The sequence below is a fragment of the Catonella sp. genome (genome assembly GCF_052169795.1).
Taxonomy (GTDB): domain Bacteria; phylum Bacillota; class Clostridia; order Lachnospirales; family Lachnospiraceae; genus Catonella.
In genome coordinates, this window is the sequence record NZ_JBQNBU010000045.1 from 1 (window position 1) to 17,543 (window position 17,543).

Annotated in this window: 14 protein-coding genes; all 14 read right to left on the bottom strand. The window is 37.9% G+C overall.

Features of this window, described 5'->3' with window-relative positions:
- Positions 1-331: 331 nt before the first annotated feature.
- Positions 332-1,243: a homoserine O-acetyltransferase MetA gene (gene metA, locus ACTTKP_RS07770; protein WP_442553332.1), complete on the bottom strand. Its 912-nt coding sequence runs from the start codon at positions 1,241-1,243 to the stop codon at positions 332-334.
- A complete protein-coding gene (ligA, locus tag ACTTKP_RS07775; RefSeq protein WP_442553345.1) occupies positions 1,233-3,221 on the bottom strand; it encodes an NAD-dependent DNA ligase LigA in 1,989 nt (662 codons plus the stop codon). The genes metA and ligA overlap by 11 nt, the downstream gene beginning before the upstream one ends.
- An 8-nt stretch (positions 3,222-3,229) precedes the next feature.
- Complete coding sequence (locus ACTTKP_RS07780; protein ID WP_442553333.1) at positions 3,230-3,934, bottom strand: pseudouridine synthase; 705 nt, start codon at positions 3,932-3,934, stop codon at positions 3,230-3,232.
- Positions 3,935-3,973: 39 nt separating this feature from the next.
- Entirely contained in the window at positions 3,974-4,837 is an 864-nt protein-coding gene (locus ACTTKP_RS07785) for a hypothetical protein (RefSeq protein ID WP_442553334.1), read from the bottom strand.
- Between the two features lie 108 nt (positions 4,838-4,945).
- Positions 4,946-7,552, bottom strand: a complete 2,607-nt coding sequence (locus ACTTKP_RS07790; RefSeq protein WP_442553335.1) for an NYN domain-containing protein — start codon at positions 7,550-7,552, stop codon at positions 4,946-4,948.
- Positions 7,553-7,690: 138 nt separating this feature from the next.
- Positions 7,691-8,533, bottom strand: a complete 843-nt coding sequence (locus ACTTKP_RS07795) for a TPM domain-containing protein (RefSeq protein WP_442553336.1) — start codon at positions 8,531-8,533, stop codon at positions 7,691-7,693.
- 17 nt (positions 8,534-8,550) lie between these two features.
- Entirely contained in the window at positions 8,551-9,624 is a 1,074-nt protein-coding gene (locus ACTTKP_RS07800) for a hypothetical protein (protein ID WP_442553337.1), read from the bottom strand.
- 54 nt (positions 9,625-9,678) lie between these two features.
- Complete coding sequence (locus tag ACTTKP_RS07805) at positions 9,679-10,872, bottom strand: SPFH domain-containing protein (RefSeq protein WP_442553338.1); 1,194 nt, start codon at positions 10,870-10,872, stop codon at positions 9,679-9,681.
- A 94-nt stretch (positions 10,873-10,966) separates the two neighbouring features.
- Entirely contained in the window at positions 10,967-12,325 is a 1,359-nt protein-coding gene (locus ACTTKP_RS07810) for an FAD-dependent oxidoreductase (RefSeq protein WP_442553339.1), read from the bottom strand.
- A gap of 120 nt (positions 12,326-12,445) precedes the next feature.
- Positions 12,446-13,138 carry an LrgB family protein gene (locus ACTTKP_RS07815; protein WP_442553340.1) on the bottom strand — a complete coding sequence of 231 codons (693 nt, stop codon included), beginning with the start codon at positions 13,136-13,138 and terminating at the stop codon, positions 12,446-12,448.
- The gene (locus tag ACTTKP_RS07820) at positions 13,138-13,488 is read right to left on the bottom strand and encodes a CidA/LrgA family protein (RefSeq protein WP_442553341.1); all 351 of its coding nucleotides are present in this window, start codon (positions 13,486-13,488) and stop codon (positions 13,138-13,140) included. Before ACTTKP_RS07820 ends, ACTTKP_RS07815 begins: the two co-directional genes overlap by 1 nt.
- Positions 13,489-13,491: 3 nt before the next feature.
- Complete coding sequence (uvrA, locus tag ACTTKP_RS07825; protein ID WP_442553342.1) at positions 13,492-16,374, bottom strand: excinuclease ABC subunit UvrA; 2,883 nt, start codon at positions 16,372-16,374, stop codon at positions 13,492-13,494.
- 133 nt (positions 16,375-16,507) lie between these two features.
- Positions 16,508-16,993, bottom strand: coding sequence for a thioredoxin family protein (locus tag ACTTKP_RS07830; protein ID WP_442553343.1), 486 nt, complete (start codon positions 16,991-16,993; stop codon positions 16,508-16,510).
- A 23-nt stretch (positions 16,994-17,016) separates the two neighbouring features.
- A partial coding sequence (locus ACTTKP_RS07835; protein WP_442553344.1) for a UvrB/UvrC motif-containing protein occupies positions 17,017-17,543 on the bottom strand: 527 nt, incomplete at its 5' end.

Below are 17,543 nucleotides of genomic sequence, written 5' to 3' on the forward strand. Positions count from 1 at the left end.
CTTATGGAAATGATGGCTATGAAATGATAATGCAACGAATTAATACCGGCTCTGAGGCTGAAAAATAATATCGCCCAATAGTCACAGACCGAAAACATTTTATCCTACTTTACTATGTGAAATAAGAGGTCTGTGACCTATGGCGTGAATAATTGGGGTATAATGATACAAGTGTCAAAAGAATTTATTATCTTTTGACACGCAAAAAATATGAGTAAGTAGCCATTTTTGCAAGGATTGCAAGAAGCAAAGCTGTAGTAATCCTGAATTAGATTAACAAAAATGACTGTCAAATCAACTGTTATATACAGTTATTTGCAGCCATTTTTAATTATGATGTAAAATCATAAGGTGTGTTCTGATAAATATAATAATTTACCCAATTCGTGTAAAGCGTATTAGCATGTGCTCTCCAAGAAAGAACAGGTCTGTTCTCAGGATTATTTTCAGGATAATAATTATTAGGAATTTCTATAGGCAAGCCCTTGCCTTTATCCCTTTTATACTCAGTATCAAGTGTAACCCTGTCATACTCAGGATGTCCCATTACAAAAATCTTGCTTCCGTCCTTCGTCATAAAAAGAAATACTCCTGCATCTTCTGATTCTGCAAGTATAATCAAATCCTCGTTGTTTGCAATATCTTCTCTTCTTACACCTGTATGCCTAGAATGAGGTGCATAAAAATAATCATCAAATCCTCTTATTAAAGGCTCCCTTTTGTTGTATACCTTATGCGGATATATTCCAAATAGCTTTTCATCAAACTGGTACTTATCCGCACCATAATAATAATACATGCCTGCCATAGCCGCCCAGCACAGATGTAAAGTAGAAGTTACATGTGTTTTAGCCCACTCCATAATCTCACAAAGCTCTTTCCAGTAAGCAACTTCTTCATATTCTAAAGTTTCTACCGGAGCACCCGTAATTATAAGCCCATCATACCTTTTCTTTTCGACATCGGAAAATGTAAGATAAAAATCATTCAAATGGCTTGTCGGTGTATTTTTACCCACATAACTTTCTGTTGTCAAAAATGTAATATTTACCTGAAGAGGAGTATTGGAAAGAGCTCTCATAAGTTGTACTTCCGTATCTTCTTTAAGCGGCATTAGATTAAGAATAAGTATTTCAAGAGGACGAATATCCTGTGTCATAGCCCTGTTTTCGTCCATTATAAATATGTTTTCATCTTCCAGTATTTTTTTAGCCGGAAAATTATTTTTTACCTTAATTGGCATTATTACCTCCTACAAGTTCCAAAAATTCAGTCTCACTTATTATTTTAACCCCAAGTTCCTTAGCCTTCTTATTCTTTCCCGAATTAGAAGTTACATCATTATTTATCAGATAATTTGTCTTTCCGGTTACAGAGCCTGTTACCTTACCACCCTTGCTCTCTATAAATTCTGAAAGCTCTCTACGGTTCTTAAACTTCTCCACATCACCTGTAATTACAAAGGTTAAACCGGCTATGGAATTATTTCCTTCATCATTACCATATGTATTTTGGTCATTTTCAGCACTTTTCTCAATATGTACCTCAGCCAGTAAATGCTCCAGAGTTTGAAGATTTTCATCTTTGCTAAAATATTCCACAAAGACTTTTGCCATAACCTCACCTATACCATCTATCTGGATAAGCTCCTCTTCTTTAGCCTTTGTAATCTTGTCAAATTCATTGTTAAAAAATCTACAAATAAGCTTTGCTGTTGCAAGTCCGATATTCGCTATTCCCAAGCTGTACAGTACCCTTACTGCTGTGGTTTCTCTTGCCTTATCAAGGCTTTCTATAAGATTGTTATATGACCTCTCCCCAAAGCCTTCCATTGTAACTATCTTTTCTTTATGACTTGCAAGCTTAAATACATCGCTAAGCTCATGTATCATATTTTCGCCCACAAATTTTTCCAAAGTCATTTCTGAAAGCCCTGCGATATTCATCGCATCCCTGCTTACAAAATGTGTAAGAAGCTTAATTCTCTTAGCCATACAATAAGGATTGGTACAGTAAAGTGTCTGTACCCCTTCCTCATCTTTAAGTTCAGTTTCACCTCCACATACAGGGCAGGAATCCGGAACCTGCTCTGCATTACTCTCGGTAATATTTTCAAGTATCTGCGGAATTATCATATTTGCCTTATATACCTTTATTCTATCTCCCACTCCAAGCTTAAGGCTTCTCATTATACTGACATTGTGTACACTGGCTCTTGTAACAGTTGTTCCTTCAAGCTCTACAGCATCAAATATTGCTACAGGATTGATAAGTCCTGTCCTTGAAGCTGACCATTCTATTTCACGTAAGGTTGTTTCCGCTGTTTCGTCTTTCCACTTAAAAGCTATGGAATGGCGCGGAAATTTAGAAGTCCTTCCAAGGCTGTTACCATAGGCTATATCGTTAAACTGAAGTACCAGTCCGTCTGAAGGAAGGTCGGATGATTTTATTCTATTTTCATATTCTCTTACTTCATTTTCAAGATTATCCCTGTTTACTAAAGGATGGTCAACTACCGTAAATCCAAGACTTTCAAGATAGTTTAATTCCTCTTCCCTTGTCTTAAATTTTTCTCCACCGGAGAGATCCTCATACACTATAAAATTCACATTTCTTTTAGCCGTAACCTCTGTAGAAAGCTGTCTTACAGAGCCGCTGCAAAGATTTCTCGGATTCTTATATTTCTCGGCTATATCAGTGATTTCATCATTTATTCTATTAAAATCAGAGTATTTTATTATAGCCTCTCCACGCACCATCAGACTTCCTTTATATGGAATTACCAGAGGGATATTTTCAAAAAATCTCGCATTTTCAGTAACAACCTCACCTATTTCACCATTTCCGCGGGTTAAAGCTTCAACAAGTTCTCCATTTTCATATGTAAGCACAATGGTAAGCCCATCAAGCTTCCACATAAGTATTCCATCTTTGTCACCTAAAAATGAAGCAAGTTCTCCAACATCTTTAGTCTTACTAAGTGAAAGTCTCGGTTCTTTATGGGCTTTTTTAGGAAGTGAGCTTAATACCTCATAGCCAACCTTTTTAGTCAGGCTTCCTGCAAGCACTATCCCTGTTTCATTTTCAAGTGCTTCAAGCTCGTCATAGAGCTTATCGTATTCTGCATTACTCATAATCTCAGTACTTTCAGCATAATAAGCCTTGGCTGCCTTATCAAGTACATCTATAAGCTCCTTCATCCTCTGCTTCTTTGCATTTATGTCCATATCTACCTCAATCCCTTTGTAAGTTCTGCATACTCTTTATCTGTTATATTCCTATAAGTACCCGACTTTAGATTTCCAAGCTTTATATTCATTATTCTTATTCTTCTAAGCCTTACCACCTTGTATCCAAAGTACTCACACATTCTTCTAATCTGCCTGTTTAGCCCCTGAGTAAGAATAATATTAAATGAATTTTTACCTGTACGCTTTAATGTACATTTCCTGGTTATTGTATCTAATATAGGCACACCCTCAGACATTCTCTTAAGAAAGTCATCATCAAAAGGCCTATCTACCTCAACCTCATACTCTTTCTCATGGAAATTTCTTGCCTTCATTATCTTATTCGACAAATCTCCATCATTACTTAGCAGAATAAGTCCCTCCGAATCCTTATCAAGCCTGCCCACAGGGAATATCCTCTCAGGATAATTTATATACTCTATTATATTCACATCTTTTGACTTAGGATCAGCTGTTGTACACACTATTCCCCTTGGCTTATTAAAGGCTATGAGTACTTTTTTAGTAACAGACTTTACTAGATTTCCGTCCACTCTTACTTCATCTCCGACATTTACCACCGAACCTAAAAAGGCATGGTTTCCATTTACAGATACCCTGCCCTCTTCTATAAGCCTGTCTGCCCCACGTCTGGAGCAGACTCCGGCTTCACTTAAATATTTATTTATCCTTACCGCTTCCATAACCACCTATGCTTCTTATAATCCTATATAGGCTATATTTTAATTATCTGTTTTTATTTTTTTCTTTTTCTTCTTTTTAGAAGAACTGTTTTTAGCTGATTTTTTGTCCTTATCATCCTTGTCATTATCTTTAATTTCAGATATGTCTATATTCTCATCACTGCCTGCTTTCCTATTCTTAAGCCTGTCAAAAAACTGTGCAAGTTTTTTATCACTTTTTATTTCGTGTGCAAATTTTGTATTTACATCTGAAAGCAGTGCTGCAACATCATCTCTCTTAGTATCTTCATCAATTATTTTTTGAATTTCATTCGCTATCGGTGCCAGAACTATCTTTAGTTCCCCATTACTATCAGGCCTGACATAAAATCCATCCACACCCGAAGCTGCTGTATCTATTCCTTTTATTTTAGTTTCTGTCCTTGCATAAACCATCATAGCCTTATCTTCAGGTCCATCTATGGTATAGCAGTCAGTAAGCTTTATACTTTCTACATTTTTCATCATCATGGACAGTTCTTCAATACCTGCATAACTCACATTGTCAACCAGTGTTGTTATCTTCTCCTTATCAACAGCTACTTTCGCATTTAAATATTCCGCCACAAGCTTGTTTACTTCAGGATAAGCATTTTTCATCAAAAGACTTATTCCCCTTGCATTATCAGCACTTTCACTCTCTGCCGCTCCATCTGCTACAATGTCTGATGAAGAAGCCATACTGCCATTATCTACTACACTTACAGATGTATTACTTGCCACTTCGACAACCTTTCCATCTTCTTTAACTATCTTATCGGAAGCCTTTGTATCTAATGGACTTTTTGTAGAAAATATCAGCATCCCAAGAAGCATTGCTGAACTGCTCGCTATTATTATCATCTTTTTATACTTAAAACGCATTATAAACCTCTCTTATATCTAAACTTATAGCTTTTGCTATTATACTATTTTTAACCTTTTAATTCAAGGAAGCATGAAAATATGAACAAGGTTTAGTGCTGTCATGCCTTAAAGTTTTTCCAGCTTTTCCGAAATCAGTCCTTCAACATATTTTACTTCCAGCTCAAGATCTCTTGCAGAAAGCCTTGCCGCACCGCTTCCAAAGATTATCATTTGAACCAATGCATCTGAGGTTGCAACTCTTACCATCCCATCTTTGGTAAGTTCAAGGCTTGCCTTTGCTATATACTGATCCGCAGTCTCTGCCTCTTTCGTATATACAATCCAAACATTACCCTGTTTTACAATGTTTTCCTTACCACCACGCACCTTGTATGCATCAAACACAAGTATCAATTTACAGCCTTTATATCCCTGATAATTAGCCAGCCTTTCTATAAGTTTATCTCTTGCACTGTCTATATTAATATTTGCAAGTTCCTTTAGCTCTTCCCAGGCAAATATTATATTATACCCATCAACAAGCAGGTAGTCATCTTTACTAATATTTCTTCGTATCTTAGGTACTCCGATGCTTACTGCTGTTTTCGTTTCTGATTTTCCTCTATTTTTCCAGCGATTTCTTGCAGTTTCTGCTTCTTTTTTCTTATTGGAGGAAACAGCAGAATTTAGTATACTGTCTATCTCATCGGTTCCTAAAAATATTTCTCCCCTTTCACTTCCTACCTGAGTTTCTACCATGTTGGTATATCTTAAAAATGCTTCTTCCTCACTTTCTTCCTCATCAGCTTTTCCAAAATACGGAAGATGCATATAATTTATTACCTCGTCCCAAGGCACAACAAAGCCTGCACCATGCGAGCAAAATACAGAATCTGCTGTATTTTCTATGTCTGCTTCCGGATAATACTGAAATCTCTCTATTATCTCTTCTGCATTATGGCAGACTTCATAATCAGACGGAGTAAGTGATAAAAGTCCCTCTCCCTTTGTGTAGGCTCTTAGCTCCAAAGCATAGTCTTTCACCTCTGACACCGGAATTTTGCCTGTAAGTACAGCCTTTCCTGATTTATTCTCAGGAGAGGCAAAGCTGCCGTTCATCTTCCCCATATCTGTCATAGCTCTGCCTATGGCTTCTTCAGGTACTTCAAGCTTAAAATCATATACCGGCTCAAGCAAAACCGACCTTGCCTGCATTAGCCCCTGTCTTACCGCCCTATAGGTAGCCTGTCTGAAATCTCCACCCTCTGTATGCTTAAGATGTGCTCTTCCCGCCACCAAGGTTATTTTCATATCTGTAATAGGTGAGCCTGTAAGCACACCTTTATATTCTTTTTCTTCCAAATGACTTAAAATTAACTTTTGATAATTAATGGCAAGCTCATCCTCACTTACCTCACTTGCAAAGCTTAGTCCACTTCCCCTCTCAGCCGGCTCAAGCCTCAGTTCTACCTCAGCATAATGCCTTAACGGTTCAAAATGTCCTACTCCATAGACCGTATCAGCTATTGTCTCTTTATAGAGGATATTCCCCTCTCCGAAATTTATATCTACATTATATCTTTCTTTTATTAAATGCTTAAGCACCTCTGTCTGAACTTCTCCCATAAGAGAGATGTTTATTTCCTTCTTCTCCTCTGCATATTTTACCGAAAGTTCAGGTATTTCCTCTGAAATTTCCCTAATCTTAGGTAGAAATACATGCACAGGTTCATTTTCAGGAAGCTCCACCTTATAGCTCATAACCTGCCTAAGTACACTTCCTATCTTAGTTCCGGCAAGACTTCCAAGCCCCTCTCCTACCTTTGTGTTCTTAAAACCTGTTACAGTACAGACTTCTCCTGCCTTCACCGTATCTCTGTTTTCAAATTTTTCACCTGAATATATCCTGATACCGGTAACTTTTTCGTCTCCTATCATTTCTCTTACAGAAAGACTGCCTCCCATAAGCTTCATATAGGTAAGACGGTTACCTGCCGTATCTCTTGCTATTTTAAAAACTCTTGCTGCAAATTCAGTTTCATATACAGGACATACAGTCAATTTGGCAAAATTTTCAAGAAATTCCTCTACCCCTTCATTTTTAAGGGCTGAGCCAAAAAATGCCGAAAAAAATTTACGCTCTTGTATCAGCTTCTGTATTTCCGACAGACTTATTTTACCTTCTTCCATATAGCTTTCAAGCACAGCCTCATCGCAAAGAGACACTTCTTCAAGAAAGGCATCATATTCTTTTGAAGTGCTGTGTGCATAACTGATTATGTTTGAATCCAATTTTTCTTTCAGCTCTTTTAGAATATTCTCCTTTGAAGCCCCCGGTTGATCCATCTTATTTACAAAAATATATGTAGGTATGGAATAATGTTTAAGCAGTTTCCAAATCACAGATACCTGAGATTGAACACCTGCCGAGGCACTTATAACCAAAATGGCAGCATCGAGTACAGAGAGAACTCTTTCCATTTCTACTGAAAAGTCCACATGTCCCGGAGTGTCTAAGAGTGTGAAATTTTTGCCGTAAGCTAAGAATTCTGCCTGCTTAGAAAAAATAGTGATACCTCGTTCCCTTTCAAGTTCATAGTTATCTAAGAAGGCATCCTTTTTATCCACTCTTCCTGCTTTTTTAAGTGCTCCTGCCGAAAAAAGCAGACTCTCGGAAAGGGTAGTCTTCCCTGCATCTACCTGTGCCAATATTCCAAAAACTATATGCGACATATTTTTTCCTCTAAAATTATCTTTATTATTAATAAAAGCCACAGAAGAACTTTCTGTGACTTTTTCTTTATTAGCTCTCTATAAATATCATAGAGTTTTTTATAAGATTTAGCAAGTAGCTATTTTTATTATCTTTATTTAGAATGAGCCGCTGCTGCCTCCATGTGATCTGCCCGAACTGCCCGTAAAAGAGCTACTTCCACCTGATGAACTTGATGACTTCTCTATCTTAGATTTGGTAACATTCTTATATAGGAAAAGATCCATAGCATCTCTAACATAAAAACTTTCCTTAACCGCATAGTTATCTGCTTTATGCTGTTCTATAACTGTTTTTAGCTGAGAAGTAAGAACTGAACAAACTATAGCGGCAAGAATGAGGGCAGGTATAACAGCACCACCGATGACAAAAAGCATATTTCTATCCTTTGGGAGATGGTCTACATCATAAGCCTCACCTGTTGTCACATACTGTTCGATAAATTTATCACAAAGATCTGCGTAAGTCTCAAAACCTTTATATGTATCTCCATCAGATATATAGTGTATAAATTTATCTGTCATATATTCCTGTCCTGCATCGGTAAATATATTCATTCCCTTACCGGTTGTAACTATTCCCCAGGCTCTGGAACCATAGTCCATCGCTAAAATAATACCATCTGCGTTTTCTCCAAATCCATAACCATTATAATCATAATAATCGGCAGCATACATTTTTATATTATTTTTATCAGTTTCATTCTGGACTGTAAGAATAACTACATCTACCTTCTGTCTTTCACTTATTTCATCAAGCTTCTCAGATAGGCTCGCCTCTTCCTCATCAGTAAGTACATCAGCATTATCTATTAACCTTAGTGATTTTTCCCCTGAGTAGACCTTGTCAACAGAAAAACTAAAGCTACCCGCAAAGGAAAGCATAAGCATAAAAGTCATTAATAAAAAACTAATTTTTTTGCAAACTGTATTTTTCTTCATTTTTCATCCCCTCCCCTCTAAAATACAAAATATAGAATAAGAAAGAGAATTACTGTTGTTACAACGCTTATACCGGCAAACAGCATAGCTCTCAAACTCTTATCTACAGGAAGGTCACCGACAAATTTACCCGTCTGTCCATTCATTGCGAATATATAAGGTTTACCCTGCCATCTGGTAGTAAGTATCCAGGCAGGATAAAGAGCATATTTTGTCAGCTTATTATCAATGTTTATAGTAGACTGCTCTTCTCTTACTGAGCTGTAGCCTGTAACTGTATTTCTAAAGGCTTCTTCTACTGTATTTTTTATTCGCTTATTGACAGTCTGTTTCTGCTCATCAGCATTTACATCATATTTATCTGCCAGAAAACCTGCAAGATAAGCTGTCTGGAAACTTACTGCTTCACTAAGGTCATAGGGTTCTATAGACTGCATAAGTACATCATCCATCTTTGCCGAAGCATCAGCAGGGACTGCCTTAAAATCAAGCGTTCCACCTCTTATTACTGAGAAATGGCTGGTTTCTGTATAGCGATAACTACCATCACTCCAAGTCCTTACCTTTTCCGCCTTATACCTAATTCTACTGTCTGTGTCTGCATCATATAACCAGAAAGGAACATAAAGTCCCTTGATTTCTTCTATATGATTCTCAGACTTAAATACCTTCGGAAGCAGAAACTTTCCGGTCAGATATTTTGAAAACTCGGCTTTAGCCTGCTTTTTATCGAGCTTAAATGGAATTACCAAATCAGGACGCAATCCTTTTTCCCATTTACCTGACATAACTACAGGATTGTCGCAGTATGGGCAGGAAGTTGCTCCCATTGTATCATCACCAACTATTTCTCCACCACAGGACTTACATACATATATGTTCATTCCGTCCTGCTCACCATCTTCCCACTTTCCTTCAGGTGCAGACCATTTAATTTCCCCTTCGGTATCCCCATTAAGAATATCATCATAACCTTTTAAGGTATCCATATCAAATTCTGTATCACAGAACGGACACTTCATTTTCTGGAGAGATGTATCAAAGTTTATTGCACCACCACAGTTGGGGCACTTATAATCCATCAATGCCATAAAATTTCCCCCTTACTCCTAAAATCTCACTGATGGTAAAGAGTGATATATTATTTAAGGACGCTTAGAACCACAGTTTACACAGAAATTACCTGCATTTTTGTTGCCACAGTTTGGACAGAACCATTGCATTTCACCGCCTTCTGCTCCTCCTTGCTGTCCCATCTGCTGATTATACTGACCTTGCATAGGTTGACCATACTGTCCCTGCATTGGCTGACCATACTGTCCACCGCCCTGCATAGCACCCATCTGATAAAGATTATTGGCATTCATTCCACCTGCCTGATTAGCCATATTCATTCCCATAAAGCCCATCATAGCTCCACCTGAGTTGCCGGCTGCAGTTCTCATTGCATCTGCCTGAGCCTGTGCAAGATTGGCTGCTGCCATAGTAGGATTTCTAAAAGCTCCGGTCATCTGAAGGTTCTTAATAAGGGCAGCATCCTCGTCTGAAAGAGTAATTGGATTAAGAGCTACCGAGATTATATCGAGACCTCTGAGCTCCTTCCATTTTTTGGAAAGCACCTCATCCATAAGATCTGCAAGCTCCATTGCATGAGCAGGAAGTCCACTTGGTCTTATTCCCTGTTCACTGAGCTTACCAAAAGCAGGCTGAAGTGCAGAGATAAACTCCGTCTTAAGCTGTGAGTCTATCTCCTCTCTTGTATATTCATCAGCTATATTGCCACATACATTCTGATAGAAAAGAATCGGATTCTGTATTTTATAGGAATACACACCTGAACAGCGTACAGATACATCTACATCAAGTCCTACATTCATATCAAGAACTCTAAATGGAATAGGATTAGGAGTACCGAATTTATTGTCTGTAAGTTCTTTTGTATTAAAATAATAAACTCTCTGATCTCTGCCTGCTTCTCCTCCGTAGGAAAATCTGCCTATCATATCCTTAAACACTGCTCCTACGCTCTCGCCAAAGCTTCCTGAAAATACGCTTGGCGACTCTCCTGAATTGAAGGTGTATTCGCCCGGCTCTGCACAAATTTCACTTATCTTGCCATTATTTACTATAATAAGACACTGTCCATCTGCAACAGCAATTCCTGAACCATCTGTAATTACATTATCATTGCCACGCTTATTAGAGGATTTTCCACCTATTCTCTTTGTTCCTTTTCTTACAAGTACATCAGCCGGAAGTGCTTCACAATAAAAATACTCCTTCCACTGATCCCCAAGTGTACCGCCTACTGCTCCCGCTATTGCTTTAATAAGTCCCATAACCTTTTCCTCTCCTTCTCATTTAATTATTAATAAATATTTTGTACTCCCTACATTTATATCTTAATTATACCATACTATTCCCCAAATAGCTTTAAATATTTAGTAAATCATTTAAGGATTCTGCCATGGTCGGATGTGTGTAAATCTGATCCCTCAAGCTCTCATAGCCTATACCCTCGTTCATAGCCAATGTAAACAAGTTTATTATTTCATGTGCCTCTACTCCAAACAAGTTTGCACCAAGTATCTTCCCTGTCTTTTCATCTATCAGCACCTTAAACAACCCTGCCTGATTACCAAGAATTTTAGCCTTTGGAATAGCCATTACAGGTAACTTAGCTAATTTATAAGATATTCCGGCTGCCTTAGCTTCCATCTCATTCATTCCTACCTTTGCCAGTGAAGGTATTATAAATACATTGAATGGTATATGCTTTCTCTCAGCAAGATTATATTTACCGTCATTAAACAATACGCTCTTTATAATTCTAAAATCATCAAGCGAAAGATAAGTAAACTGAAGTCCTCCATGTACATCTCCAAGTGCATATATATTAGGCACATTTGTGCAAAGCCTGTCATTTACCTTGATTTCTCCTCTTTCACCCAGTTCCACACCTGCATTCGTAAGATTTAGTTCAGCTGTATCAGGTCTTCTGCCTGTAGCTACAAGTACAGCTGAGAATTTTCTAACTTCTTCCCTGCCATCAGCATTTTCAAAATAAAGATTTACTCCGTCTGCTTCTTCTACAAACTTCTTAACCTTTACTCCAAGCTTAAACTCTGCCCCACAAGCTTCAAGTTCAGCCTTTACAAGCCCTGCTATATCTTCATCATCTCTTGGAAGAAACTTATTATTATCCCCAAACACTGTGACTTTACTTCCAAAAAGTGAGTATGTGCTTGTAAATTCAAGACCTATGTAACCGCTTCCTACTATTGCTAAACTTTCAGGAAATACTTCCAAATCCATAATAGTTTCACTTGTGTGAATGCGTTCAGATAAATTAAGTCCTTCTATTTTAGGCACAACAGGAACCAGACCTGTGTTTATAAATATTCTTTCTGCTTGAATCTGCATAACTTCAGCATCTGTCTTTACTTCAACTGTATTTGCATTTATAAATGAAGCTGTGCCATCAATGATTTTTACATTCGGTACTCCTGCTACCTTATCGTAATTTGCCTTATTAAGCTTAGCGATGAGTTCCTTTTTAGCTGTTACAGCCTCTTTGTAGTAAGTTTCATCGTCAAGATTTGACACCTTTCTAAGTGTAGCCTTATTTGATAAGAATTTGGACGGAATGCAACCTACATTAATGCAGGTTCCACCATACATCTTCTTATCTTTTTCAACTAAAATTACACTTTCTCCCCTGCTTCCTAAAAAGCCTGCAAGAGTCTTCCCTGCTTTACCAAAGCCAATAATTAAATTTTTAACCGTCTCCATTGGTCTATCCCCTTTTCTTCTTAAACATAGTGTTACCTCTTAGTAACTCATATACAATTTTACCACTTTTTATAGTTCAGGGGTAGTATTTCCCAAAATTTTTTGAAAATAAATGACTTTTTAAATCAAATTCGCAAACACCGATACTCCCACCAGAGTAAGTATTCCACACACTATCATAGCAAGGCTGCTGACACTTCCTTCTACTTCGCCCATTTCCATTGCCTTTGCAGTTCCTATGGCATGGGATGCACTTCCTAAAGCTATACCCCTTGCAATAGGCTCATATATCTTAAAAAGCTTAAATACAGTTATTGCAATTATGTTTCCTAAGATTCCTGTAATAATTATAACTGCTACCGTAATTGCCACTATACCGCCGAACTCTTCTGATACTCCCATTCCAATAACCGTGGTTATAGACTTCGGAAGCAGGGTAATGTATTCTTTATGCGAAAGGTTAAATAATAATGCAAGTAAGAGTATACATACCATATTTGCTAAAATACCGGAAATTATACCTGTAATAATAGCAACCGCGTTTTTCTTCAAGGTAACCAAATTCTTATACAAAGGCACAGCAAGGCTGACTGTGGCAGGGGTAAGCAGATAACTTAAATACTGTGCACTCTTATTATAATCTGCATAATCTATATGAAATGCCAAAATAGATGCAATTACAAACACTATTGATATAAGTAAAGGATTTATAATCGCAAAATTGAACCTTTTCCTTAAAAGCAAGCCTATTTCATAGCCTATAATACTTATAACTATTCCAAAAGTAGTACTGTTTTGTATTAATCCATTCATTATTTTTTCTTCCTTCCCAGTAATCTCTGAGTAATCCTACCTGATATTACCATTACTACTACTGTAGAGACAGGTGTTATTACAAGTACCGGAATCAGCATCCCTTTTAATTCATTTACAGAAGTAAGAAGCCCCACTCCTGCCGGTATGAACATAACAGGCATTATCTCTATTAAAAATACTGCCGCATCTTCCACCGCACCAAGCTTAACTATCTTTGTCATCAGGCAAAACATCATAATACAAAGACCATATACACTTGCCGGAATAGGAAAGTCCACAAAATATTTAATGGATTCAGCTATACAGGTAACTAACATAATAATTCCAAACTGTCTAAAGTATTTCATTTCTTATCTACCTCTTTTCTCTACCCATTCTTTTTCTCTGTCTAACATCCTCTTTATGTATTCCCCCGTATAAGAGTTCTTGTTCTTTGCCACTTCCTCAGGAGTTCCCTCTGCAATAACCGTCCCCCCTCTTGCACCACCCTCAGGACCTATATCTATAATATAATCTGCTGTTTTAATTACATCTAAATTATGCTCAATTACAATTACAGTATTACCTCCTTCGGATAATTTGCGTAAAATATTGATAAGTTTATGTACATCCGCAAAATGAAGTCCGGTGGTAGGCTCGTCTAACACATAGATTGTCTTTCCTGTACTGCGTTTGCTAAGTTCGGTTGCAAGCTTGATTCTCTGTGCTTCTCCACCTGAAAGCTCAGTTGATGGCTGTCCTAAACGAATATAACCAAGCCCCACCTCACTGAGGGTTTCTATCTTTCTTCTTATAGAAGGGATGTGTTCAAAGAAAGCAAGTGACTCATCAACTGTCATATTAAGTACATCATAGATAGACTTACCCTTGTATCTTACTTCTAAAGTTTCACGATTATATCGTTTACCCTCACAAACCTCACAAGGCACATATACATCGGGAAGGAAGTTCATTTCTATCTTAACTATACCGTCACCTGAACACGCCTCACAACGGCCGCCCTTTACATTGAAGCTGAATCTTCCCTTGCTGTAGCCCTTCGCCTTGGCATCCTGAGTAGCCGCAAAAAGATCGCGGATAAGATCAAATACCCCTGTATAGGTAGCAGGATTTGAACGTGGTGTTCTTCCGATAGGAGACTGGTCTATGTCTATAATCTTATCTAACTTCTCTGCACCCAGTATTTCATCATATTTACCTGCTATTATTCTTGCCCTGTTTAACTTCTTTGCAAGTGATTTATATAAAATCTCATTTACAAGACTGCTCTTACCAGAGCCTGAAACTCCCGTAACTACAGTCATAATACCGAGAGGAAATTTCACATCTATGTTTTTAAGATTATTCTCCCTTGCACCCTTTACTTCAAGAAAACCCGTAGGTTCTCTGCGCACACTCGGCACAGGAACCTGAAGTCTGCCCGAAAGATAGGCTCCGGTCAGAGATTCTTTACATTTCATTATCTCCTTTGCTGTTCCGGTTGCTATAATCTCACCACCATGTTCACCGGCTCCGGGACCGATATCCACTATGAAGTCAGCCGCCAGCATAGTATCTTCATCATGTTCAACCACAATCAAAGTATTTCCTATATCTCTGAGATTTTTCAGAGAAACCAGCAGCTTATCATTATCTCTTTGATGAAGTCCGATACTTGGCTCATCTAAGATATAAGCAACTCCTACAAGTCCTGAACCAATCTGGGTTGCAAGTCTGATTCGCTGTGCCTCTCCACCTGAAAGTGTACCTGTTGCACGTGACAGGGTAAGATAATCAAGCCCTACATCATTTAAGAATGATAATCTTGCTGTTATCTCCCTCAGTATCATATCTCCTATTTTTCTCTGTGTAGAGGTAAGCTCTACATTTTCAAAATAGTTCTTAACTTCTGATATGGAAAGCTCCGTAACATCAGATATATTCTTATCTCCTACCGTTACCGCAAGGGCGGTAGGTTTAAGACGTTTACCGCCACAGGCCTTACATGGAGTTGTTCTCATGAAACCTTCATACTCCTGCTTAGTTGATTCCGAAAAAGTCTCTCTGTATCTTCTTTCCACATTTTTAATAAGCCCCTCAAAAGGCACATCATACACACCTTCACCGCGCTGACCTTTATAATACACCTTTACAACCTTGCCTCCAGTACCATAGAGGATTACATCCTGCGCCTCCTTAGAAAGCTGTTCAAAAGGAGTTTTAAGGTCAAAGTTATAAGCTTTTGCAAGTGCTTCCAAGGTTGAATTGGTAAAGCTTCCCTTTTGGTTGGATGACTGCCAGCCCATTACCACTATACAGCCCTCTGCCAGACTTAAGCTCTTATCCGGTATCATAAGCTCGGGGTCAAATTCCATCTTATAGCCAAGCCCCGAACACTCAGGGCAGGCTCCGAAAGGATTGTTAAATGAAAATGTTCTAGGCTCAAGTTCTTCAAGGCTTATATTGCAGTCAGGACAGGAAAAACTTGATGAAAAGCTGAGTCTCTCTTCTCCATTTACTTCTACTATTAATAAACCTTCTGAAAGTTTCATTATCTGCTCAATAGAGTCAGACATACGCCTCTCAATCCCTGCCTTTATAACAAGACGGTCTACAACTATTTCTATATTATGTTTCTTCGTTTTCTCAAGCTTAATCTCCTCTGAAAGCTGATAAAGCTCTCCATCCACCATTACCCTTACAAAACCTGCCTTTTTAGCACTTTCAAATACCTTTACATGCTCACCTTTCCTGCCTCTTACCACAGGTGCAAGAAGCTGAATTTTAGCACCCTCAGACAGCTTCATTATCTCATCTACCATCTGATCTACTGTCTGTTTATGTATCTCTTTGCCACAGTTTGGACAATGCGGTATTCCTGCTCTTGCGTAGAGAAGTCTTAAGTAGTCATAAATTTCCGTAACCGTACCGACTGTAGAACGCGGATTTCTGTTGGTAGATTTCTGATCAATGGAAATCGCCGGCGACAGTCCTTCTATACTTTCTACCTTTGGTTTTTCCATCTGCCCTAAGAACTGACGGGCATAAGAAGAGAGGGACTCCATGTAGCGCCTCTGGCCTTCTGCATAAATAGTGTCAAAAGCAAGAGAGGACTTTCCTGATCCTGAAAGTCCTGTCATTACTACAAATTTATCCCTTGGTATATCTATGCATATTCCTTTGAGGTTGTGCTCTCTCGCCCCTCTTATTCTGATAAAGTTTTTTGAATTTTCAATAGTTTTTTTTGCCTGCATATTCTTCCTCTTATATAATAATACATATGTAAAATGATTCGTTGTCATCTCTAATTATCATAACAGAAAGATATATGTTTTTCAAGAATAATTCGAACAAATGTTTATATTGTTCTCAGTTATTTTTTATGCACTATTTACTTTTAATCCAATCCACCAAATCATCTGTAGTCATATTTTTCTTATAACCACCTACTTTGATTACCTCTCCATTTTCATAAATTAAAATAGTTGGAAAACTAAACACTCCCTGCTCTATAGTTAAGTCTTCTTCCTCATCCACATCCACCTTTGCAAACTTGTATTGTGGAAGCTTCTCATCTGCTTCCTCATACAAAGGTTCCAGAAGCTGACAGTAATAGCACCACTTTGCACTAAAATCAACTATCACTCTGCCTTTTGCCTTAAGTACTTCTTTTTCAAAATTTTTACCGGTAATATTTACTATGCCCTTATAAGTGATTTTCTTTTTTGATTTTTTAGCCTTTTTTGTTTTCTTCTTTGCAAAGACCGTCACTTTATCCTGCTTTGCCGCCTTTACCTCTGTAGTTTGCCAAACCGGTATTAAAAGTGCTGCCATACAGATTACTACTGCAAATGTTTTAATTCTTCTTTTCATAATATGTTTCTCCTGTTCATTTATTACATAGCCGTAATATCGACTAAATGTTTCTTAAGTTCTATAATCTCATCCCTGAGTTTAGCTGCCAGCTCAAAATTAAGCTCAACCGCTGCCTGGTTCATCTTCTTTGTAAGCTCCTTAATTACTGCCTTTAATTCAGTCTCACTCATTGATTCCGCATCTTTTATAATCTTAGAGCTGTCTTCTTCAACCTTCTTTGAAATGCTTATTAAGTCCCTTACCTTCTTCTTTATAGTCTGAGGCACTATGCCATGCTCTTCATTGTACTTCATCTGGATAGCACGCCTTCTCTCAGTCTCTGTTATTGCCCTGTTCATAGAGCCGGTTATATTGTCAGCATACATTATTACATGTCCGTCTGCATTTCTTGCCGCCCTGCCTATAGTCTGAATAAGCGAAGTCTCTGAACGAAGGAAGCCTTCTTTATCTGCATCAAGGATGGCAACTAATGTAATCTCAGGAATATCAAGACCTTCCCTGAGAAGATTGATACCTACCAGTACATCAAATACATCAAGACGCATAT